Here is an 18,446-nt window from a genome sequence, read left to right as displayed (position 1 = left end):
ACGGCTGACGAATGGACGCGCTGATCTACACTGCCATGAGCGGGGCCGAACGGGCCCTGCGCGGCCAACAGGTGCACGCCAACAACCTGGCCAACATCGACACCGGCGGCTTCCGCGCCAATATGGAGCTGTCGACCTCGCAGACGGTCAACGGCTACGGCTATGACGACCGCCACCTGTCGCAGCTGCAGGCGAACTCGGTGTCGACCCGCCAGGGCACGCTGAAGTCCACCGGGCGCGACCTCGACGTCGCGGTGTCCGGCGCCGGCTTCCTGACGGTGCAGACGCCGGCCGGGGCCGAAGCCTACACCCGCGCCGGCAACATGGTGCTGGACGAAACCGGCACGCTGCGCATCAACGGCAACGTGGTGCTGGGCGAAGGCGGCCCGATCGCCATCCCCGAGTACAACAAGATCGACATCGGCGCCGACGGCACGGTCTCGATCCAGAGCCCCGGCACCACCACCATGCAGGTGATCGACAAGCTGCGCCTGGTCAAGGCCGAGGGTTCGGAACTGACCAAGAACGAGGCCGGCCTGCTGGTGACGCGCAACGGCGCGCCGCTGGCGACCGATCCGACCGTCACCGTGCGCCCCGGCCACCTCGAAGGCAGCAATGTCTCGGCGGTGGAGGAAATGGTGGCGACGATGAGCTTGAACCGCACCTTTGAAATCCAGATGAAGTTGTTCAAGGCCACCGATGCGATGGCCGAAACCGGTAACCGCCTGGTCGGCGGCTAAGCCGATCCACGTACCACCCAACAGGAGAATTCGATGAATCCAGCAATGTGGATCAGCAAGACCGGCGTGCAGGCGCAGGACCAGAAACTGCAAACCATCGCCAACAACCTGGCCAACGCCAACACCGTCGGCTTCAAGCGCGACCGCGCCGTGTTCGAAGACCTGTTCTATTCGGTCGAGCAACAGCCGGGCGCGCAGCGCGCCGACAACAACACGCTGGCGCCGTCCGGCGTGCAGCTGGGTAACGGCGTGCACCTGGTCGGCACCCAGAAGGTGTTCACCCAGGGCATCCTGCAAACCACCGGCAGCCAGTGGGACGTGTCGGTGATGGGCAACGGCTTCCTGTCGGTGCGCCAGCCGAACGGCGAAACCGCCTACACCCGCGCCGGCCAGCTGGGCAAGGACGCCAACGGCATCCTGATCAACGCCAACGGCCTGCCGCTGATTCCGCAGATCACCATTCCGGCCAACGCCACCGCGCTCAGCATCGGCGAGGACGGCACCGTGTCCGCCAAGTTGGGCGACAGCGCCACCCCGAGCCAGCTGGGCCAGCTGACCTTGACCAGCTTCATCAACCCGACCGGCCTGCTGGCCCTGGGCGAGAACCTGTTCGCCGAGACGCCGTCCAGCGGCACCCCGACCGAAGGCGCGCCGGGCACCGCGCAGTGGGGCATCCTCAAGCAAGGCACGCTGGAGGGCTCCAACGTCCAGGTGGTCGAGGAGATGGTCGACATGATCGCCGCCCAGCGCACCTATGAAATGAACACCAAGGTGCTGTCGGCCGCCGACAATATGCTGCAGTACCTGTCGCAGGCGGCACGCTGATGAAAGCCGCGCTGCCCACCCTGCTCGCGACGCTGTCGTTGGCCGGCTGTGCCGCGTTGCAGCCGCCGCCGGTGCGGCCCGGCCCGTCCGACGACGCGCCGACCGTGTCGCGCAGCATCGGCCCGAAAGGCACGTCCGGCGGCGTGTTCAGCTCCGACCTCGGGCTGTCGCTGACGTCGGACAGCCGCGCCTTCCGCGTCGGCGACGTGGTCACCATCAATCTGCAGGAAACCACGCAGGCCAGCAAGAAGGCCGGCACCAGCTATTCCAAGGATTCCAGCGACACCATCAACGCGCCGCAACTGCTGGGCAAGACCTTCCCCAAGGGCGGGCTGGGCCTGGGCGCCTCCAACAGCTTCACCGGCGACGCCACCAGCACCCAGCAGAACGCGCTGACCGGCGCCATCACCGTGATCGTGCAGGAAGTGCTGCCGAACGGCCTGCTGCGCGTCTCCGGCGAGAAAACCCTGACCCTGAACCAGGGCGAGGAATACGTCCGCCTGCGCGGCTACCTGCGCGCGGCCGACATCGACGCCGACAACCAGGTGTCGTCGCTGCGCATCGCCAACGCCCGCATCGCCTATTCGGCCCAGGGCACCCTGGCCGACACGCAATCGGCCGGCTGGCTGTCGCGTTTCTTCAACGGCCCGTTCATGCCGTTTTAAGCTTTTGAAGCCGTACCTTTTTTACCGGATGGTCCCATGAATTTCCGCTCGCTGCACCGCCTCCTTGCCTTGCCCTTGCCCCTGGCCCTGTGCTTCGCGCTGACGGCCGCCGTGCCGGCCCAGGCGGCGCAGGTGCTGCGCAACCTGGTCGCGGTCGAAGGCATGCGCGACAATCCGCTGGTCGGCTACGGCCTGGTGGTCGGCCTCAACGGCAGCGGCGACTCGACCCAGGTCAAGTTCTCCAGCCAGTCGGTGATCAACATGCTCAAGCAGTTCGGCGTCAAGGTGCCGGACGGCACCGACGCCAAGTCGAAGAACGTCGCCACCGTCATGGTGTCGGCGGTGTTCCCGCCCGGCTACCGCCGCGGCCAGAGCATCGACGTGGTGGTGTCGTCGATGGGCGACGCCAAAAGCCTGCGCGGCGGCGCCCTGCTGCTGACCCCGCTGCGCGCGGCCGACAACGAAGTCTACGCGCTGGCCCAGGGCAACGTGGTGGTCGGCGGCTTCAGCGCCCAGGGCAAGAGCGGCTCCTCGATCACCGTCAACACCCCGACCTCCGGCCGCATCCCGAGCGGCGCCGCGATCGAGCGCGAGATCGCCACCGATTTCTCGACCAAGCCGACGGTGCGCCTGTCGCTGCGCCATCCGCACTTCCAGACCGCGATCAACATCGTCGATTCGATCAACAAGCGCTTCGGCGACATCGCCACCGCCAGCGACGCCACCAGCGTCGACGTGGTGGCGCCGGCCAATCCGACCCAGCGCGTGGCCTTCATGGCCAAGCTGGAGGCGCTCAACATCGACGTCGGCGACGACGCGCCGAAAGTGGTGTTCAACTCCCGCACCGGCACCGTGGTGATCGCCGAGGGCTTGCGGGTGCGCGCCGCCGCCGTCACCCACGGCTCGCTGAAGGTGGTCATCTCCGAGAGCACCAAGGTCAGCCAGCCGAACGCGCTGGCCGGCGGCACCACCGTGGCCACGCCGCAATCCCAGGTCACGGCCGACCAGGGCGCGGCGCAGATGTTCAAATGGCCGGCCGGCGCCAAGCTGCAATCGATCATCGACGTGGTCAACAGCCTGGGCGCCTCGCCCGACGACATCATGGCCATCCTGCAGGCGCTGGACCAGGCCGGCGCCATCGAAGGCGAACTGGTCGTCATCTAAGGAATTCCCATGAGCTTCACGCCTCCTCCACTCGATCCCTCCCTGCTGCGCAAGGGCGTGGCCGGCAAACTGAACGACAGCTACCCGGTCGCCGGCGCGGTCCCGGGCGACAGCGTCGACCCGGCCTACCGCGCCAAGGCCACCGAGGCGGCGGTCAAGTTCGAGAGCTTCTTCATCGGCGACATGCTGCACAAGATGCGCGACGCCACCCGCGCGCTGGCGGCCGACGACAGCCCGACCAAGGACCGCATCAACGACGACATGCTGGACATGGCCGACAACCTGGTGGCCGACCAGCTGGCCGGCAAGCGCGCCTTCGGCGTGGCCGACGCCATCCTGCGCCAGTTGCTGCCGCAGCAGGCGCCGCCGGCGGCGACCGCCCCGGCAGTTGCCGGAACGCAAAATTTTAGCGCGACGCTTAATTCCGCCAAGTAAGCGGTCGCCTTTGCTAGATAACGGACCGGTGGCGGCAGCCTAGACACTGCGGGCAACTGGTCCTCCGGCCTTCACCAGGAAAGACCCCGCTACATGACCATCACCTACAACGCACTGTCGGGCGCCCTGGCCGCCCAGGCCGCATTGAACACCGTCAGCCAGAATCTGGCCAACGCGCAGACCAAGGGCTACACCCGCCAGGGCGTGCTGCTGGTGGCGATCGCCTCCGACCCCGGCGCCAAGTCGGCCGGCAACGGCGTGCAGATCGGCTCGCTGCTGCGTTTCAGCGATTCCTACAAGTCGCAACAGATGTGGCGCGCCGCCTCCGAGCTCGGCTCGCACGCGCAGACCCAGCCCTACCTGACGCAGCTGGAAACCGTGATGAGCGACAACAAGTCCAGCATCAGCTACGGCGTCGACAACTTCTTCAAGGCGCTCAACGCGGCCGGCGTCGATCCGACCTCGACCCCGCTGCGCCAGCAGGTGATCACCGCCGCCGATTCGATGTCGCAGCAATTCAACAGCATCTACAACCTCACCGCCACCCAGCTGGTGTCGGTGCAGCAGCAGCAAAGCGCGATCCTGCCGTCGCTCAACGAATCGCTGGCCGGCATCGCCGCGCTGAACAAGCAGATCATCGAAGTCGGCGCGTCCGGCAGCAACACCTCGGCCCTGATCGACAAGCGCGAACAGCTGATCGACGGCGTCGCCTCGCAGGTGGCGGTGGAAGTGATCACCAACCCGGACGGCAGCGCCAACATTTCCCTCAAGGGCGGCCAGCCGCTGGTGGTGACCAATATCTCGGCCACGCTGTCGTACCAGACCGGCACCGACGGCCCGACGCTGACGCTGAACTTCGGCAACACCAAATTCAAGCTGGACGATACCCAGGTCGGTGGCCAGCTCGGCGGCCTGGGCGACTACAAGAAAAACACCCTGCTGCCGCTGCAAAAGTCGATCGCCGACATCGCCGAGCAGATGAGCAAGAAGGTCAACGACCAGCTGGCCCTGGGGTTCAAGAACGCCACCGAGATGGGCCCGCCGCTGCTGGTGTTCAATCCGGCCAGCGCGCTCGGCCTGCTGCAGGTCGCGGACGGCTTCCAGACCGGCGACCTGGCGTTTTCCAGCGACGGCACGCCCGGCGACAGCGGCAACCTGCAACAGCTGATCGACATCAAGAGCCAGCCGATCACCGTCACCTCGCTGGGCACCGTGCTGCTGAACGACGCCGACACCCAGCTGGTGGGCAAGCTGGGCATCGACAGCCAGCAAAACCAGTCGCAGCTGCGCACCGCCACCACCATCCGCAACCAGTCCGAAGACGACTGGAAATCGACCAGCGCCGTCAACACCGACGAGGAAGGCATCAACCTGATCGAATTCCAGAATATGTACCAGGCGAACATGAAGGTGATCGCGGTCGCCAACACCCTGTTCGATTCGACTTTACAAATGTTCGGTTAAGGACAGCACCATGCGCATCGCCACCAGCCAATTCCAGGCCACCATGAACCGCGGCCTGCAGGACAACCAGAGCCAGATCGCCACCTTGACCGCCGCCATCGCCAGCGGCAACCGCATCCAGGTGCCGTCGGACGACCCGGTCGGCAACGTGCGCCTGTCGCGCCTGACCCGCGAGCAAGCCATCGTCGACCAGTACATCGACAACATCGGCGCCATCAAGATCCGCCTGTCGTCCAACGAATCCTACCTGTCGAGCATGGTCAACGATATCACCCAGAGCCACGACCTGCTGGTCTGGGCCTCGGACGGCAGCAACACGGCGGACGACCTGAAGGCGATGACCGCCACCATGACCTCGCTGCGCGACAGCATCTACTACAGCGCCAACGAAAAAGACCAGGAGGGCCGCTACATCTTCTCCGGCACGCTGACCGACCAGCCGGCGATCACCTACGATGAAACCGCCCCGGTCGGCTCGCGCTACAGCTACACCGGCAACAACGGCCAGCAGAAATCGGTGGTCGGCAACGGCATCAGCCAGGTCATCAACGTCGACGTCGACGGCCTGGAAAAGCTGCTCAACCAGATGGACACCACCATCACCGCGCTGGGCGCGCCCGACGGCAGCGCCGGCACCCCGCCATTGAACGAGGTCCTGGCCGCCAACATGGACGGCGCCGCCGCCGCGCTGGACTTCGTCGCCGGCAAGATCGCCACCTTCGGCGGCGCGCAAACCGTCATGGAAACGCTGGCCAACAACCACAACAACGTCGGCCTGTCGAACAAGACCGCGATCAAGAGCATCTCCGAGCTCGACATCGGCGAGGCCACCATTGAAATGAACGGCTACACGCTGGCCTTGCAGGCCTCGTACAAGGCATACTCGAAAATTTCCAGCCTGTCGCTGTTTAACATCCTGTAATCCAACCACCGGTCCCGCGCATGCAAATTTCTCCTTCCTCAACCCCCACCGTCGTCGTTCCCGGCGCCAACGCCGGCAATGCCAGCGCGGTGGACGGCACCTCCCTGGGGTTGAATGGAGAGAACGCGGCCACCGCCACGCCGGTCAATCCGACGCCGAACTCGGCGGCGCCGCTGCGTCGCGGCCTGGGCAACTGGGACCAGCCGCTGCAGGGCGACATCTCCGGCGCCCAGCAGGCGCTCGATTTCCTCGAACAAAGCGCGGCCCAGCTGCGCAACCTGAAGGCCGACCTGAGCTCGCGCCTGGCCGCGCGCCAGCGCGCCGACGGCGTGCTGGAGTCGCGCGTGCGCCAGTTCAGCAACACCTGGCGCAACCGTGGCAACGCCTCCGGCGGCACGCTGGACTCGCAACTCAATTTCAGCAACAAGGGCGCGAGCACCCAGTTCACGGTGCGCGGCATGAACCTGGCCAACCTGCGCGGCGGCGCGCGCGAAGTGCTGGCGATCTCCATCGGCGGCGGCCAGAATCTGCGCTCGGTGGTGCTGGAGCCGGGCCTGAGCGACGAGCAGATCGCCCAGCGCTTCGACGAGGCGCTGGCGCCGGCCGGCGTGCGCGTCAAGCTGGGCGACGGCGCCCAGCTCGAGTTTTCCACCCCGGAAGCGCAATGGGCCAATGTGCGCGACACCATCGCGGTGCAAGGCAGCGGCATCCGCTTCCCCACCGGCCAGCTGAACCGCGTCAAGGCCGAGGCCGAGGCGCCGGCGGTCGATCCGGACACCTGGCAGACCGCCGACATGGAAGCGATCCGCGCCACGCTGCAACAGGTGGTGCAGGCGCTGGCCCAGGTCGAACGCTCGATCGGCTCGGTGCAACAGGCGCTGAACCAGGTTAACGCGCGGGTACAGAGCGCGGCGCCGAAAGGCAGCAAGGCCGGCATGGACCAGGTGGCGCAGAATTTCGTCTCGACCGCCAGGCAGCCCGGCTACCAGTCGTTGCTGTCGATCACCTCGGCGCTGGCCGGCATCAGCCGCGAACGCGTGATTTCGCTGCTGAGCCTGCGCTAGTCGGGCAGCGCCACGCCGCGCCTGCTCAGCGCGCTCAGTTCCGCCGCCGGCATCGGCCGCGCATACACATGGCCTTGCGCGAAATCGCAGCCGGCCATCGCCAGCAGTCCGCTTTGCGCCGCCGTCTCCACGCCCTCCGCCACCACCCGCAGCCCCAGCTTGTGCGCCATCACGATCAGCGCCTCGCACATCGCCAGGTCGCCGCTGTCGCTTTCCAGCCGGCCGATGAAGCTGCGGTCGAGCTTGAGCAGGTCGATGCCGAAATGCTTCAGATGCGCCAGCGACGAATACCCGGTGCCAAAGTTGTCCAGCGCCACCTGCAAGCCCATTTCGCGCAACTCGCGCACCCGGCCCGCCACCTGGCTGCCGGGATCCAGCAGCACGCCTTCGCCGAGTTCGATCACGAGGTTGCGCGGCGCCAGCCCCAGCTCGGCGGTGTAGGTCAGCCAGCCGACGTAGAGCGCGGTGTCGCCGCGGAACTGCGCCGCCGATTGATTGATGCCGACCTTGAAGCCCGGCCCCAGCTCATCCTGCCAGGCGCGCGCCTGCCGCGCCGCCTGGCGGAACACCCAGTCGCCGATCTCCACCATCAACCCGCCCGCCTCGGCGCACGCCAGGAACTCGGCCGGCGCCAGCATGCCGCGTTGCGGATGGCGCCAGCGCAGCAGCGCCTCGGCCCGTGCGATCTTGCCGGTCTTCAGGTCGACGATGGGCTGGTAGTGCAACTCGAACTGGCTGTCGGCCAGCGCCGAACGCAGGTCCAGCGTCACCTGCCGGCGCGCCTGCGCCGCCAGCTGCAGGTCCGGCGTGAAATAGCTGTAGCGGTTGGCGCCGTCCTGCTTGGCCGCGTACATGGCCTGGTCGGCGTGCCGCAGCAACTGCTCCGGCGTGGCCGCGTCCGACGGGAACAGCGCGATGCCGATGCTGGCCGAAATCGACGGGCTGGCCGCGCCCAGCGCGAACGGCCGGTTCAGCAGCGCCAGCATGGACTGCGTGATGCGGTCGATGCCGCTGACCTGGTCCAGCCCGGACAGGATCACGACGAACTCGTCGCCGCCCAGCCGCGCCACCGTGTCCGAGGCGCGCACGCAGGTGGTGATGCGGCGCGCCGCCTCCACCAGCAGCGCGTCGCCCTGCTCGTGGCCCAGCGTGTCGTTGACCTGCTTGAAATTGTCGAGATCGATGAACAGCAGCGCCAGCAGCACGCCCTCGCGGTGCGCCTTCTTGACCTCCTGCGCCAGCCGGTCGTGCAGCATGTGGCGGTTGGGCAGCGCGGTCAGGTCGTCGAAATTCGCCTGGTGCCAGATCAGTTCGGCGGAGGCGCGCGCCGCCGTCACGTCGTTGACCAGCGCCAGCGCGCCCAGGTAGCCGCCGTCGGCGCCGAAGATCGGATTGGTGGCCAGCGTCACCCACAGCCCGCTGCCGTCCTTGCGCAGGAACTTGAATTCGCGCCGCTCGTCGGCGTTGCCTGGCTGCTGGCGGCGCGCGATATTGCGTTCCAGGATGGCGCGGCCCTCGTCGTCCATGAACGCCACCAGCGGCTGGTCCAGCATCTCCTCGATGCCGTAGCCCAGCATCCGCGCCATCTTCGGATTGACGAAGCTGGTGCGGGCGGCGGCGTCGATTTCCCAGATGCCCTCCTCGGCGCTGTGGACGATGCGGCGGAAGCGTTCCTCGCTGCGTTCCAGCGCGGCCAGCATGCCTTCGGCCGGTTCCAGCACCACGCGCAACGCGCCGCCGCCGTCGGCGCTGGCGCGCAGCGTCACCGGAATGCCTTGCGCGCTGCGCGAGCGCACCAGTTGCAGCGAGCACTGTTCGGCTTGCCGGCTGTGGACGGCGCGCCGCAGGAACCGGTCGAAATCGTCGAAGAAGCGCGGCGCGACGAAGGGGCGGAACGCGATCCGTTCCGGGTTGTTGCGCGGCAGGCCGAGCAGGTCGGCGCCGACCACGTTCATCTGCAGGATGGTGGTGTCGGCGCCAAGCACGAAATAGCCGACCGGCGCCAGCAGGTAGATATCGTTGAAATAACCGGCTTCCCCGGCGCCGTCGCGGATCGGGGCGAGGTCTGGCGTGGCGGCCGCCTCGGCGACCACGGCCATGCCGGCCAACGCATCCGGGCGCGGCGGCCGTCTGCGGGCGTGCATTTCGGTTCTGGACGACTGCGCTGGCTTCTCCATACCACCCCTTTTCCGATGTCTTCAGACTAACATTTAAGCCGGTCCGTGTCGAGAAAAGGGGCGATCGTCAACGGTGCGCGCGGTTCAAGCGTTGTTCCGCGCGCCGTTGCAGCGCCTCGAACAGCAGGCTCAACACCCAATAGATGCCGGCGGCGGCCAGGTACAGCGGCAGCGGCTGGAAGGTGGTGGCGATCACTTCCTTGGTCGACAGCATCAGCTCGGTGAGCGTGATGACCGACACCAGCGAGGTGTCCTTGATCAGGCTGATCAGCGTGTTGCTCATGGCCGGCACCGCGATCCGCAGCGCCTGCGGCAGCACCACGTGGTACAGCGTGAACCAGTAGCCCAGGCCGAGGCTGTAGCTGGCCGCCCACTGCCCCTTGCTGACCGCGCCGATGGCGCCGCGCAGGCTTTCCGACAGGAAGGCGCCGGAGTTCAGGCTCAGCGCCAGGATGCCGGCCGTGACCGGCGTGAACTCGATGCCGATGCCCGGCAGGCCGTAATAAATGATGAACATCTGCACCAGCAGCGGCGTGCCGCGCATCAGGCTGACGTACAAGGTGGCCGGCCAGCGCAGCAGGCGGTACGGCAGGATCCGCATCACCGCCACCGGGAAGCCGATCAGCAGGCCGCCGACCATCGCGGCCAGCGCGAACAGCACCGTGTAGCCGGCGCCGCGCAGCATCACCGGCGCGGCCTCGCGCAACAACTCCATCAACTCCATGCTTACGGCGCCTTGCTGACGTCGGTGCCGAACCACTTCAGCGAGATCGCCTTCAGGCTGCCGTCGGCGGCGGCGTCGGCCAGCACCTTGTTCAGCGCCGCCTTGAACTGCGGATTACCCTTCTGGAAAGGAATGCCCATGCGCTCGACCGCGCCGACCTGCGCGCCGGCCTTGATCGGCAGCTTGGAGATCTTCAACAGGTAGGCCGACATCAGGCTGTCGTTCAGCGCCGCGTCGAGCCGGCCGCTGGCCAGGTCCGACATGGTGTCCGGCGCGGCCGCGTAGCTGCGCACTTCGATGCCCGGCACCGCTTTGGCCTGCTGCTCGTAGACGCTGCCCTGCCCGACGCCCAGCTTCTTGCCCTTCAGGTCGGCCAGGCTGGTGTAGGCGGCGGTCTCGTTCTTGCGCACGATCAGCTGCGGCATCGAATAGATATACGGCGCCGAGAAATCGAAGGCCAGCTCGCGCTTGGGATTGATGCCGACCTGGGAAATGATCACGTCATACTTGTTGGCCGACAGCCCGGCCAGGATGCTGGCCCACTCGCTGCTGACGAATTCCACTTTCACGCCCAGCCTGGCGCCGACCAGGCGCGCCACGTCGACATCGTAGCCGGCCAGTTCGCCATTCTTCTCTTTGTAGTTGAACGGCGGGTAGGTGCCCTCCAGCGCGACCTTGAGCGTGCCGCGCGCCTTGACGGCGGCCAGCAGATCGGCGGCCGAGGCCGGCAACGCCACGGCGCCCAGGGTGGCGGCCAGGCCGGCCAACAGCGCGCCGCGCGCCAGCGTGAAAGTGAAATCGCGTTTGTGCATTGTTTTCCTTATTATTATGTCGGCCTTACCAGGCGCCCATCCGCCGCCGCAGCCCGAAGTTATGGCCCACGACCAGCATCGAACTGGCGATCAGGCCGCTCAGTCCTATCATCAACTGTATCAGTTTATCGTCCGGCAGCACCCACGTCGATCCCTGCGGCGCCTCGTCGATGCGCGCCGCCGCCATGATCAGCGGCGCGATCCAGGCCGCTTCCGGCGTCACATCGAGGATCAACGCCCCGTCCTGCGTGGTCTGCATATAGATCTCGCCGCCTTCGGCCAGCGTGAAGCAGACGCCGTAGCCGGTTTCCTGCGGCCCGATGTTTTCCTGCATGCTGAGGTTGTGCTCGGCGATCCACAGTTCCACGTCGGCCGGCGTTTCCAGCCCGCTCCACGGCACCGGGCGGAAGCGCGGCGGCTCTTTATTGTCTTGCATGCTCATTCCCGTTCACTGACCAAGCCGGCAGTGTAGCCGATACCGCCTCAACCTTTCCAGGTGCGTTTCAGGCCGGTGTCGGCGTGGATCCATCCGCCGCGCGCGCCGGCGCGGTAATAGAAGCCGACGCCGCCCTGGCGGAAGCTCTTGACCAGCCCGCCCAGCACTTCGGAATTCAGGTTGGCGAGACGGATGTCGGCGGCGCGGCCCTCGATGTGCAGCGACTGGCGCGCGGCCGGCACACCGGCTTCGCGCAGCTTGTTGTTGGACGCGGGGGTGCGGTAGCCGGACAGGATTTCCAGCGGCGTGTCGATGCCGTAGCGCTGCACGAAGGCTTGCGTGCCCCACAGCGTTTCAAACAGTTTGGGATCGATGCGCGCGGTCTCCTTGCCGTTGACGTCGCGCAGCAGATGGCACAAGTCCTGGTAGGCCGAGTCGATGATCTCGCCGTCGCGCCAGTACAGCAGCTTGGCGCGTTCGTTGCTGGCCGGCCGGTACACCTCGATGGTGCGCGGCTTGAGCCAGAACTCCAGGTCCAGCGCCTGGGCGTCGAAGATATCCGGCGGCGGCTCCGGTTCGCCCCGCGCCAGCGATGGCGCCGACTGCTCCGACGCGCGCGCCATGGCGGCCGCCGGACGGGCTTGCGCCACCGCCGGCGAAGGCGCCGCGTGCGAGACGGGCTTGGCGACCGCCGCCGTGCTGCTTTGCCGCGCCGGGCTGCTGCTGGCGCAGCCGATCAGCGGGACCGACAAAAAGCTTGCGGCCGTCAGGCCAAATCCCTGCTGTAAAAACTCTCTGCGCGATGCCATAGCCCATCCGTCAAAATCAATACGCCTACTATAGCGTATGCGGAGGGAAATGAAAAACTAGCGCATAGCGAACGACATCACTTTTTCCGGCACGATTTCGCCGCTGGAAAGCTTTTGCGCCGGCACCACCATGTGCACCCAGCCGTTGGCGTCGCCATCGTCATGCAGATTGATTTCCATCTTCAGTTGCCGGTCCAGCGCGACGAAGGTATTGGGCGCGACCGCGACCAGCTTGTGCCATTTCTCGTTGTCGATGTAGGCCACCATATTGGTGCCGAAGCTGCGGATCGACAGCGTCTGGCCGTTGGAGAGGTTGTACGCGCCTTTGTAGGCTTCGTATTGGTCCGGCCACATCTTCTTGTAGCTGGCCGGCAGCTCGATGCTCTGTTCGACCGGCGGCAGCGGAACGATCACCCTATCCTGTTCCTGCTGCTGAGCCTGGGTGGCGGGCACCACCGCGAACATGGCTGCGAGCGTTACCAAAGTAATGATCTTCATGACGAACCTCCTTTGACTGAGAGGTTCCATTTAAGCAGCCGAGCACAAAAATACAAATTTCATATCGTTATAGCTCACCAGCAGCCATTAATATTCGAAATGATGCAGATGTGCAAGCAAGTCACTTTTCCTGTATCGCAAAAAGTTAGCGGTAACATTTCAGTACCCATCGGCAACTACTTTTACCTCTAGAAACAGGGTAGTTATGCGGTTAGGACATGCCAGCTATCAGAACAATAAATTTTCAATATATGATGCGGCGCAGTATATTTGAGTGGTACCAGCTGTGTTTGGACACAACTTAACGAATCTACCTGGAGCCCTACCATGACCAAGACCACCATCCTCGCCGCCGCCACCGTTCTGCTGTTGGCTTCCTTCGCCGGTCAAGCCAGCGCCGCCGGCGCCGTCGGCACCGCCGCTTCCCGTCTGGCCGACGCCGACTGCAACGTGCCGAGCTATCGCAACTCGTGGCAGGACGACGAAGTGCAAGGCGCGGTCAAGCTGGCCGTGCTGGTCGACGCCGAAGGCAATGTACAGGAAAGCAAAGTGATCTCGTCGAGCGGCCACGTCTCCCTGGACAAGGCTTCGCAACGCGCCAGCGCCACCTGCAAGTTCAAGGCCGCCGCCAAGGACAGCAGCGCCGCTCCGGTCTGGGCACAAGTGCAATACAACTGGGTTCTGAACTGATCCCCGCGTCCCCGCTCATGCGGCGCGGCGTGCCGGCTCCAGCAGCGCGGCACGCGGCTCGTCGAGCAGATAGCCCTGCACCAGCAGCGACACGCCCGCCGTGTCGCCCAGCTGGCGCAGCGCCGTCAGCTGTTGCGGCGTCTCCAGCCGCTTGAACACCAGCGTCACCTTGTCGGCAGCGCAACGCTGCAGCAGTTCCAGCAAGGCCGCCTGATCCTGCAAGTCCCGCGCATCCAGTTTCAACACGTCCGGCCGCAAGCGCCCCAGCACGTGCAATCCGTCGCGCGCACCCGCCACATTGACCGCGAAACGGAAACCGTTGCGCCGGTAGTTATCCGACACATAATTCAATAGCCAGCCCTGCTGCGGCGTCGCCGCCGGCAATTGCAGCACCACCCGTTCCACCGGCAGTTCCAGCGCATCGAGGATGCGGCGGAAGGCGTGGCCGTGATTGCTGCTGACCGCGCTCAGCAGGCGGTCGTGCACGTTCAGGTACAGATCGGCGTGCGCGCTCGGCGCGCTGTCGGCCTGGCGGAAGAAATTAATCGAGTGCAGCATGCGGCACAACCGGTCCAGCTCGATGGACTCGTCGTCGCTGGCCGCGTGGTCGAGCAGCTTCCACAGCGACAGGCCCTGGTCCTGGGCCGAGACGCTGCGCGCCAGCCCTTCATAGGCGTGCACCGCGCCGCTGTCGGCCTGGCGGATCGGCTGGAACGCGCTGCTCATGGTGCAATTGAAAAACCGCCCCTGCGCCTTGCCCTCGTGATCGAGCCAGATGCTGGTGGCGGCGCCGGTCGCGTCGGATAGCCGCGCCAGATACTTTTGCAGGATGGGAAATGACATGAAACCCTCGACGGATACTGAGAATGTCGACAGCGTATGCCCGCGCGCGGCAAAGCAGAACGAATGCTTTCACCTATGGTTATGCCAAAACATTCGTTCCGCCTATGGCGCGCGGCCGTTATCGTGGGACACCGTTTAACTTCGCCCCACGCCCATGTGCCAACTCCTTGCGATGAACAGCAGCAAACCCGCCGCCGTGGACTTTTCGTTCGCCGGCTTCTCCGAACGCGGCGGCCGCACCAGCGACCACAAGGATGGCTGGGGCATCGCGCTGCACACCTCGGCCGGCTGCAGGCTGTACACCGACCACCTGCCGTCGATCGATTCGCCGCTGGCGGCGCAGTTCAAGCAAAACCCGATCAAGGCCAGGAACGTGGTGGCGCACATCCGCAAGGCCACGCAGGGCCGCATTTCGCTGGAGAACAGCCATCCGTTCACGCGCGAGCTGTGGGGCCGGACCTGGTCCTTCGCCCACAACGGCGACCTCAAGCTGTTCGAGCCGAATCCCAGCCTGTACGCGCCGTGGGGCGACACCGACAGCGAACGCGCTTTCTGCCACCTGCTGTCCGGCCTGGCGCTGCGCTTCGACGCCGAGCCGGAGCGGCATCTGCTGTATGCGGCGCTGCAAACGCTGGCCGGCGAAGTGGCCGCCTTCGGCACCTTCAACTTCATCCTCTCCAACGGCGAGCTGCTGTTCGCCCATTGCAGCACCGATTTGCACGTGGTGGTGCGGGAATATCCTTTTTCGGTGGCGCAGCTGATCGATTGCGACCTGAGCATCGACTTCAGCAAGCACAATCATCTGGACGACCGCATCGCGGTGATCGCGACCCAGCCGCTGACCTCGAACGAGGCGTGGACGCGCTTCGCCCCGGGCGAACTGAAATTGTTCGCCGGCGGCGAGGAAGTGGGAGCGGCGCCGGCGCAGCGCCGGGAATGGCGGTTGGAAGTATGTTATTAGAACTGAACTGCTAGACTGAATTGCAGTTGCAGAAACGCTTGCGCTTGGCACCGTCCGGCGCGCTGGCGTCGGCGTCCAGCTGCTTCCAGAAGAACACCGTCTCCACACCATAGGGCGAGCGCACCATGCCGGCGTCGATGTAGCCGCGCTGCGCGAAGAAGGCCTTGCCGGTGGCCGTGCTGTGCAATTGCAGCGCCTTGACGCCCCAACCGCAAGCCTGCTCCTCCATCCGCGCCAGCAAAGCCTTGCCGACGCCACGGCCGCGCGCCTCCGGCAGCAGATAGCACAGCGCCAGCTTGCCGGCGCCGGTCAGCAGCGCGACGCCGACGACTTCGCCTTCACTGACCGCGACCAGCGAAAAATTGGTCGGCGAACTAAACCAGTTCGCCACCATTTGAGGGGTTTTGTTGCCCAGCCAGGCGTCCAGAATGGCGGGATCGCTCTTATGATCCAGTTCGCAGCATTCCGTAATCGAACGGCGCAACACATGGCACGCCGCTTCCGCATCTGTCGAAGCAGCAATACGAATTTCAAGACTCATGTACGCTCACAAAACATTCCAATAGCAAAAGGATGTTGCCACCTCAGTGCTTACAACCGACTATACACCAAGCCGCGAAAACCGGTACGCACACGTCCGGATCGCGTCTCGACAGGCTAGGTGCTGACGCCGCTTTTGCCCACGAATGTTTTCAAAAATCCTTATGCGGTTTTTTGTGCAAACCCCGTGGCATACATACCATCTAAGCATATTACGAAAAATTCGTATCTTTTCCGGGCGAAATTTTACACCATGGGCGTCTGTTATTACGAAAGCTCATTATGACCAACAAAAATACTGCTCGCCGTCTCGTTGTCACCTCATTCCTGGCCGCGTCCGCCGCGATGCTGGGGCTGCCGCTGCAAGCCGGCGCGGCCGATACGGTGCTGCTGAACGCCTCGTACGACGTCACGCGCGAACTGTTCAAGGACATCAACCCGGCCTTCGTCGCCGACTACAAGAAGGCCACCGGCGAGACCGTCAACGTCAACCAGTCGCACGGCGGCTCGTCGAAGCAAGCCCGTTCGGTGGCGGACGGCATGGAAGCGGCCGTGGTCACGATGAACCAGGCCAACGACATCGACATCCTGGTCGATCGCGGCGTGGTGGCGGCCGACTGGGCCAAGAAATTCCCCAACGGCGCCGCGCCGTTCTATTCGACGGTCGTGTATCTGGTGCGCAAGGGCAATCCAAAACAGATCAAGAACTGGGACGACCTGGCCAAGCCGGGCGTGCAAGTGATCATCCCGAATCCTAAGACATCGGGCAACGGCCGCTACACCTATCTGGCGGCCTGGGGCTCGGTGCTGAAAAAAGGCGGCAACGAAGCGCAGGCGCGCGAACTGGTCGGCAAGATCTTCAAGAACGTGCCGGTGCTGGACGCCGGCGGCCGTGGCGCCACCACCACCTTCACCCAGCGTGAAATCGGCGACGTGCTGGTGACCTTCGAGAACGAAGTCAACCTGGTGCGCACCGAGTTCGGCGACAAGTTCGACGTGGTCTACCCGCCGGTCTCGATCCTGGCGGAATCGCCGGTGGCCGTGGTCGACAAGGTGGTCGACCGTCGCGGCCTGCGCAAGCGGGCCACCGCCTACCTGAACTTCCTGTACAGCGAAGAGGGCCAGGAAATCATCGCCAAGCACTCGCTGCGTCCGCGTTCGGAAAAAGCGTTCAAGAAGTACAACGCCAACTTCCGCCAGATCAGCCTGTTCTCGGTGGATGACGTCTTCGGCGGCTGGAAAGCGGCGCAGAAGAAGCACTTCGACGACGGCGGCGAGTTCGACAAAATCTATAACAAATAACCATATACGGATCGATTCGTTCCCAAATGGCCGTCGCGCCCGTACTCTGGTGGTGTACCAATCAACCACTCAAAGGAAGCGCGATGGCCATTTCTGAAATCAACGTACGTAACCAGTTCCGCGGCAAAATCAAGGAAATCATCTTCGGACCGGTGGTCTCGGAAGTCGATGTCGAGACCCAGCACGGTATCGTCACCTCGGTGATCACCTCGCGCTCGATCCACGACCTGGACCTGAAAGTGGGCAGCGAAGTCATCGCCCTGGTCAAATCGACGGAAGTGTCGATCGCCAAGATCAGCAGCTGATCCGCCACACCCTCCCGCCAGCCCCGCGACCGCCGTCCCGGGGCTTTTTTGTTTGTATCACGCCATGGAAACAAATTAATGGAATCGTGCACTTGCATTCAATAGACGAGAAACCACTTTAATGTTATTGTCTATCCTTCGTATTGCCCCACAGCTACTCCATCTCCCACAGAATACCCGCCATGCTCAAGAAAATTGTTGCTGTATTGCTGAGTACGTTTACCGCTGCAGCCCTCGCGGTACCGCTCGGCTCGCAGTCGGTGCTGGTCGTCGAAGACGACACCGGCAAGATACTGCTTGAAAAGAACGCCAACGTCCAGGTTCCCATCGCCTCGCTGACCAAGCTGATGACCGCGATGGTGGTGCTGGACTCCAAACTCGATATGGACCAGCCGATCAGCATCGATCGCGCCGACGTCGACATGCTCAAGCACAGCACCTCGCGTGTGCCGGTCGGCGCCGAGATCGCCCGCCGCGACGTGCTGCAACTGGCGCTGATGTCGTCGGATAACCGCGCCGCCGCCTCGCTGGCGCGCACCTTCCCCGGCGGCCAGCCGGCGTTCAAGGCGGCGGTCAACGCCAAGATCCGCGCGCTGGGCCTGACCCAGACCGTGATCGAAGAGCCGACCGGCCTGTCGCCGAACAACCGCTCCACCGCGACCGACCTGATCAAGATGGCCAGCGCCGCCTCGACCTATGCCGAGATCCGCCGCATCACCACCGACACCAAGGACGTGATCAACATCAAGGGCCGCAAGGTCGAGTACCACAACACCAACCGCCTGGTCGGCGCCAAGGGCTGGGATGTCGGCCTGTCCAAGACCGGCTACACCGAGGAAGCCGGCCGTTGCCTGATCATGCGCTTCAAGTCGGGCGGCAAGACCAATACGCTGGTGCTGTTGAACGCCAAGGCCAGCTCGGCCCGTTTGATGGACGCGTTCAACATCCGCCGCTTCGTCGCCGGTCCTGACGACACGCCGAAAGTCATGAAGGCCTCGGTCAAAGCCAAGAAGAAAGCCGTCAAGCAAAGCAAGCGCACGCGCCGCGCGATGTAAGCGGCAGCGACAACC

The 18,446-nt window shown here is 64.8% G+C and carries 21 protein-coding genes; 13 read left to right on the top strand and 8 right to left on the bottom strand.

Features of this window, described 5'->3' with window-relative positions; translation table 11 throughout:
• The first annotated feature begins 11 nt into the window (after positions 1-11).
• From GW587_RS24485 to GW587_RS24450, 8 genes are all read left to right on the top strand, one after another.
• Positions 12-740 carry a flagellar basal body rod protein FlgF gene (locus GW587_RS24485; protein WP_166107513.1) on the top strand — a complete coding sequence of 243 codons (729 nt, stop codon included), beginning with the start codon at positions 12-14 and terminating at the stop codon, positions 738-740.
• A gap of 33 nt (positions 741-773) precedes the next feature.
• The gene (gene flgG / locus GW587_RS24480) at positions 774-1,565 is read left to right on the top strand and encodes a flagellar basal-body rod protein FlgG (protein ID WP_207393625.1); all 792 of its coding nucleotides are present in this window, start codon (positions 774-776) and stop codon (positions 1,563-1,565) included.
• Positions 1,565-2,230, top strand: a complete 666-nt coding sequence (gene flgH / locus GW587_RS24475; RefSeq protein WP_166107511.1) for a flagellar basal body L-ring protein FlgH — start codon at positions 1,565-1,567, stop codon at positions 2,228-2,230. Before flgG ends, flgH begins: the two co-directional genes overlap by 1 nt.
• A 36-nt stretch (positions 2,231-2,266) precedes the next feature.
• On the top strand, positions 2,267-3,394 hold the full coding sequence (locus GW587_RS24470) for a flagellar basal body P-ring protein FlgI (RefSeq protein ID WP_166107509.1): 1,128 nt from the start codon (positions 2,267-2,269) through the stop codon (positions 3,392-3,394).
• 9 nt (positions 3,395-3,403) lie between these two features.
• Complete coding sequence (locus GW587_RS24465) at positions 3,404-3,829, top strand: rod-binding protein (protein ID WP_166107507.1); 426 nt, start codon at positions 3,404-3,406, stop codon at positions 3,827-3,829.
• Positions 3,830-3,922: 93 nt separating this feature from the next.
• Positions 3,923-5,293 carry a flagellar hook-associated protein FlgK gene (gene flgK / locus GW587_RS24460; RefSeq protein WP_166107505.1) on the top strand — a complete coding sequence of 457 codons (1,371 nt, stop codon included), beginning with the start codon at positions 3,923-3,925 and terminating at the stop codon, positions 5,291-5,293.
• A gap of 10 nt (positions 5,294-5,303) precedes the next feature.
• Positions 5,304-6,215 carry a flagellar hook-associated protein FlgL gene (gene flgL, locus GW587_RS24455; protein WP_166107503.1) on the top strand — a complete coding sequence of 304 codons (912 nt, stop codon included), beginning with the start codon at positions 5,304-5,306 and terminating at the stop codon, positions 6,213-6,215.
• Positions 6,216-6,235: 20 nt separating this feature from the next.
• Positions 6,236-7,279: a hypothetical protein gene (locus GW587_RS24450; protein ID WP_166107501.1), complete on the top strand. Its 1,044-nt coding sequence runs from the start codon at positions 6,236-6,238 to the stop codon at positions 7,277-7,279.
• On the opposite strand, the gene GW587_RS24445 is transcribed toward GW587_RS24450, so the two are convergent.
• The 6 genes from GW587_RS24445 to GW587_RS24420 form a co-directional block, all read right to left on the bottom strand.
• The gene (locus GW587_RS24445) at positions 7,276-9,423 is read right to left on the bottom strand and encodes a putative bifunctional diguanylate cyclase/phosphodiesterase (RefSeq protein ID WP_229259633.1); all 2,148 of its coding nucleotides are present in this window, start codon (positions 9,421-9,423) and stop codon (positions 7,276-7,278) included. The two genes, GW587_RS24450 and GW587_RS24445, sit on opposite strands and share 4 nt — an antisense overlap.
• Before the next feature lie 100 nt (positions 9,424-9,523).
• Positions 9,524-10,180, bottom strand: coding sequence for an amino acid ABC transporter permease (locus tag GW587_RS24440; RefSeq protein ID WP_166107497.1), 657 nt, complete (start codon positions 10,178-10,180; stop codon positions 9,524-9,526).
• 2 nt (positions 10,181-10,182) lie between these two features.
• On the bottom strand, positions 10,183-10,992 hold the full coding sequence (locus GW587_RS24435) for a transporter substrate-binding domain-containing protein (RefSeq protein ID WP_166107496.1): 810 nt from the start codon (positions 10,990-10,992) through the stop codon (positions 10,183-10,185).
• 25 nt (positions 10,993-11,017) lie between these two features.
• Positions 11,018-11,428 (bottom strand): hypothetical protein, encoded by a 411-nt coding sequence (locus GW587_RS24430; RefSeq protein ID WP_166107494.1) that lies wholly within the window; start codon positions 11,426-11,428, stop codon positions 11,018-11,020.
• Between the two features lie 47 nt (positions 11,429-11,475).
• Positions 11,476-12,237 carry a YcbK family protein gene (locus GW587_RS24425; RefSeq protein WP_229259632.1) on the bottom strand — a complete coding sequence of 254 codons (762 nt, stop codon included), beginning with the start codon at positions 12,235-12,237 and terminating at the stop codon, positions 11,476-11,478.
• Between the two features lie 57 nt (positions 12,238-12,294).
• Entirely contained in the window at positions 12,295-12,735 is a 441-nt protein-coding gene (locus tag GW587_RS24420) for a hypothetical protein (RefSeq protein ID WP_166107492.1), read from the bottom strand.
• Positions 12,736-13,062: 327 nt separating this feature from the next.
• Here GW587_RS24420 and GW587_RS24415 point away from each other — a divergent pair, with 327 nt between their 5' ends.
• Positions 13,063-13,425, top strand: a complete 363-nt coding sequence (locus GW587_RS24415; RefSeq protein ID WP_166107490.1) for a TonB family protein — start codon at positions 13,063-13,065, stop codon at positions 13,423-13,425.
• Between the two features lie 15 nt (positions 13,426-13,440).
• Here the strand turns inward: GW587_RS24415 and GW587_RS24410 are convergent, their stop codons facing one another.
• Positions 13,441-14,268, bottom strand: a complete 828-nt coding sequence (locus GW587_RS24410) for an EAL domain-containing protein (RefSeq protein WP_166107489.1) — start codon at positions 14,266-14,268, stop codon at positions 13,441-13,443.
• Positions 14,269-14,422: 154 nt separating this feature from the next.
• Between GW587_RS24410 and GW587_RS24405 the strand changes: the two genes are divergently transcribed.
• On the top strand, positions 14,423-15,229 hold the full coding sequence (locus GW587_RS24405) for a class II glutamine amidotransferase (RefSeq protein ID WP_166107487.1): 807 nt from the start codon (positions 14,423-14,425) through the stop codon (positions 15,227-15,229).
• Between the two features lie 10 nt (positions 15,230-15,239).
• On the opposite strand, the gene GW587_RS24400 is transcribed toward GW587_RS24405, so the two are convergent.
• On the bottom strand, positions 15,240-15,770 hold the full coding sequence (locus GW587_RS24400) for a GNAT family N-acetyltransferase (protein ID WP_166107486.1): 531 nt from the start codon (positions 15,768-15,770) through the stop codon (positions 15,240-15,242).
• 281 nt (positions 15,771-16,051) lie between these two features.
• Between GW587_RS24400 and GW587_RS24395 the strand changes: the two genes are divergently transcribed.
• The 3 genes from GW587_RS24395 (at position 16,052) to GW587_RS24385 (ending at position 18,431) form a co-directional block, all read left to right on the top strand.
• Complete coding sequence (locus tag GW587_RS24395; protein WP_166107484.1) at positions 16,052-17,071, top strand: sulfate ABC transporter substrate-binding protein; 1,020 nt, start codon at positions 16,052-16,054, stop codon at positions 17,069-17,071.
• Between the two features lie 83 nt (positions 17,072-17,154).
• Positions 17,155-17,376: a TOBE domain-containing protein gene (locus tag GW587_RS24390; protein WP_019919846.1), complete on the top strand. Its 222-nt coding sequence runs from the start codon at positions 17,155-17,157 to the stop codon at positions 17,374-17,376.
• Between the two features lie 182 nt (positions 17,377-17,558).
• Positions 17,559-18,431 (top strand): serine hydrolase, encoded by an 873-nt coding sequence (locus tag GW587_RS24385; protein WP_166107483.1) that lies wholly within the window; start codon positions 17,559-17,561, stop codon positions 18,429-18,431.
• Positions 18,432-18,446 lie beyond the last annotated feature (15 nt).

Source organism: Duganella aceris, assembly GCF_011090165.1.
Lineage (GTDB): Bacteria > Pseudomonadota > Gammaproteobacteria > Burkholderiales > Burkholderiaceae_D > Rugamonas > Rugamonas aceris.
Note: the sequence above shows the minus strand (reverse complement) of the source record. Positions and strands in the feature narration are given on the sequence as shown.

What these genes read in the sequence shown, in the direction of transcription:
- GW587_RS24485 (WP_166107513.1), top strand. Translation starts at nt 12, where the DNA reads ATGGACGCGCTGATCTACACTGCCATGAGCGGGGCCGAACGGGCCCTG.
- flgG (WP_207393625.1), top strand. Translation starts at nt 774, where the DNA reads ATGAATCCAGCAATGTGGATCAGCAAGACCGGCGTGCAGGCGCAGGAC.
- flgH (WP_166107511.1), top strand. Translation starts at nt 1,565, where the DNA reads ATGAAAGCCGCGCTGCCCACCCTGCTCGCGACGCTGTCGTTGGCCGGC.
- GW587_RS24470 (WP_166107509.1), top strand. Translation starts at nt 2,267, where the DNA reads ATGAATTTCCGCTCGCTGCACCGCCTCCTTGCCTTGCCCTTGCCCCTG.
- GW587_RS24465 (WP_166107507.1), top strand. Translation starts at nt 3,404, where the DNA reads ATGAGCTTCACGCCTCCTCCACTCGATCCCTCCCTGCTGCGCAAGGGC.
- flgK (WP_166107505.1), top strand. Translation starts at nt 3,923, where the DNA reads ATGACCATCACCTACAACGCACTGTCGGGCGCCCTGGCCGCCCAGGCC.
- flgL (WP_166107503.1), top strand. Translation starts at nt 5,304, where the DNA reads ATGCGCATCGCCACCAGCCAATTCCAGGCCACCATGAACCGCGGCCTG.
- GW587_RS24450 (WP_166107501.1), top strand. Translation starts at nt 6,236, where the DNA reads ATGCAAATTTCTCCTTCCTCAACCCCCACCGTCGTCGTTCCCGGCGCC.
- GW587_RS24445 (WP_229259633.1), bottom strand. Translation starts at nt 9,423, where the DNA reads ATGCACGCCCGCAGACGGCCGCCGCGCCCGGATGCGTTGGCCGGCATG.
- GW587_RS24440 (WP_166107497.1), bottom strand. Translation starts at nt 10,180, where the DNA reads ATGGAGTTGATGGAGTTGTTGCGCGAGGCCGCGCCGGTGATGCTGCGC.
- GW587_RS24435 (WP_166107496.1), bottom strand. Translation starts at nt 10,992, where the DNA reads ATGCACAAACGCGATTTCACTTTCACGCTGGCGCGCGGCGCGCTGTTG.
- GW587_RS24430 (WP_166107494.1), bottom strand. Translation starts at nt 11,428, where the DNA reads ATGCAAGACAATAAAGAGCCGCCGCGCTTCCGCCCGGTGCCGTGGAGC.
- GW587_RS24425 (WP_229259632.1), bottom strand. Translation starts at nt 12,237, where the DNA reads ATGGCATCGCGCAGAGAGTTTTTACAGCAGGGATTTGGCCTGACGGCC.
- GW587_RS24420 (WP_166107492.1), bottom strand. Translation starts at nt 12,735, where the DNA reads ATGAAGATCATTACTTTGGTAACGCTCGCAGCCATGTTCGCGGTGGTG.
- GW587_RS24415 (WP_166107490.1), top strand. Translation starts at nt 13,063, where the DNA reads ATGACCAAGACCACCATCCTCGCCGCCGCCACCGTTCTGCTGTTGGCT.
- GW587_RS24410 (WP_166107489.1), bottom strand. Translation starts at nt 14,268, where the DNA reads ATGTCATTTCCCATCCTGCAAAAGTATCTGGCGCGGCTATCCGACGCG.
- GW587_RS24405 (WP_166107487.1), top strand. Translation starts at nt 14,423, where the DNA reads ATGTGCCAACTCCTTGCGATGAACAGCAGCAAACCCGCCGCCGTGGAC.
- GW587_RS24400 (WP_166107486.1), bottom strand. Translation starts at nt 15,770, where the DNA reads ATGAGTCTTGAAATTCGTATTGCTGCTTCGACAGATGCGGAAGCGGCG.
- GW587_RS24395 (WP_166107484.1), top strand. Translation starts at nt 16,052, where the DNA reads ATGACCAACAAAAATACTGCTCGCCGTCTCGTTGTCACCTCATTCCTG.
- GW587_RS24390 (WP_019919846.1), top strand. Translation starts at nt 17,155, where the DNA reads ATGGCCATTTCTGAAATCAACGTACGTAACCAGTTCCGCGGCAAAATC.
- GW587_RS24385 (WP_166107483.1), top strand. Translation starts at nt 17,559, where the DNA reads ATGCTCAAGAAAATTGTTGCTGTATTGCTGAGTACGTTTACCGCTGCA.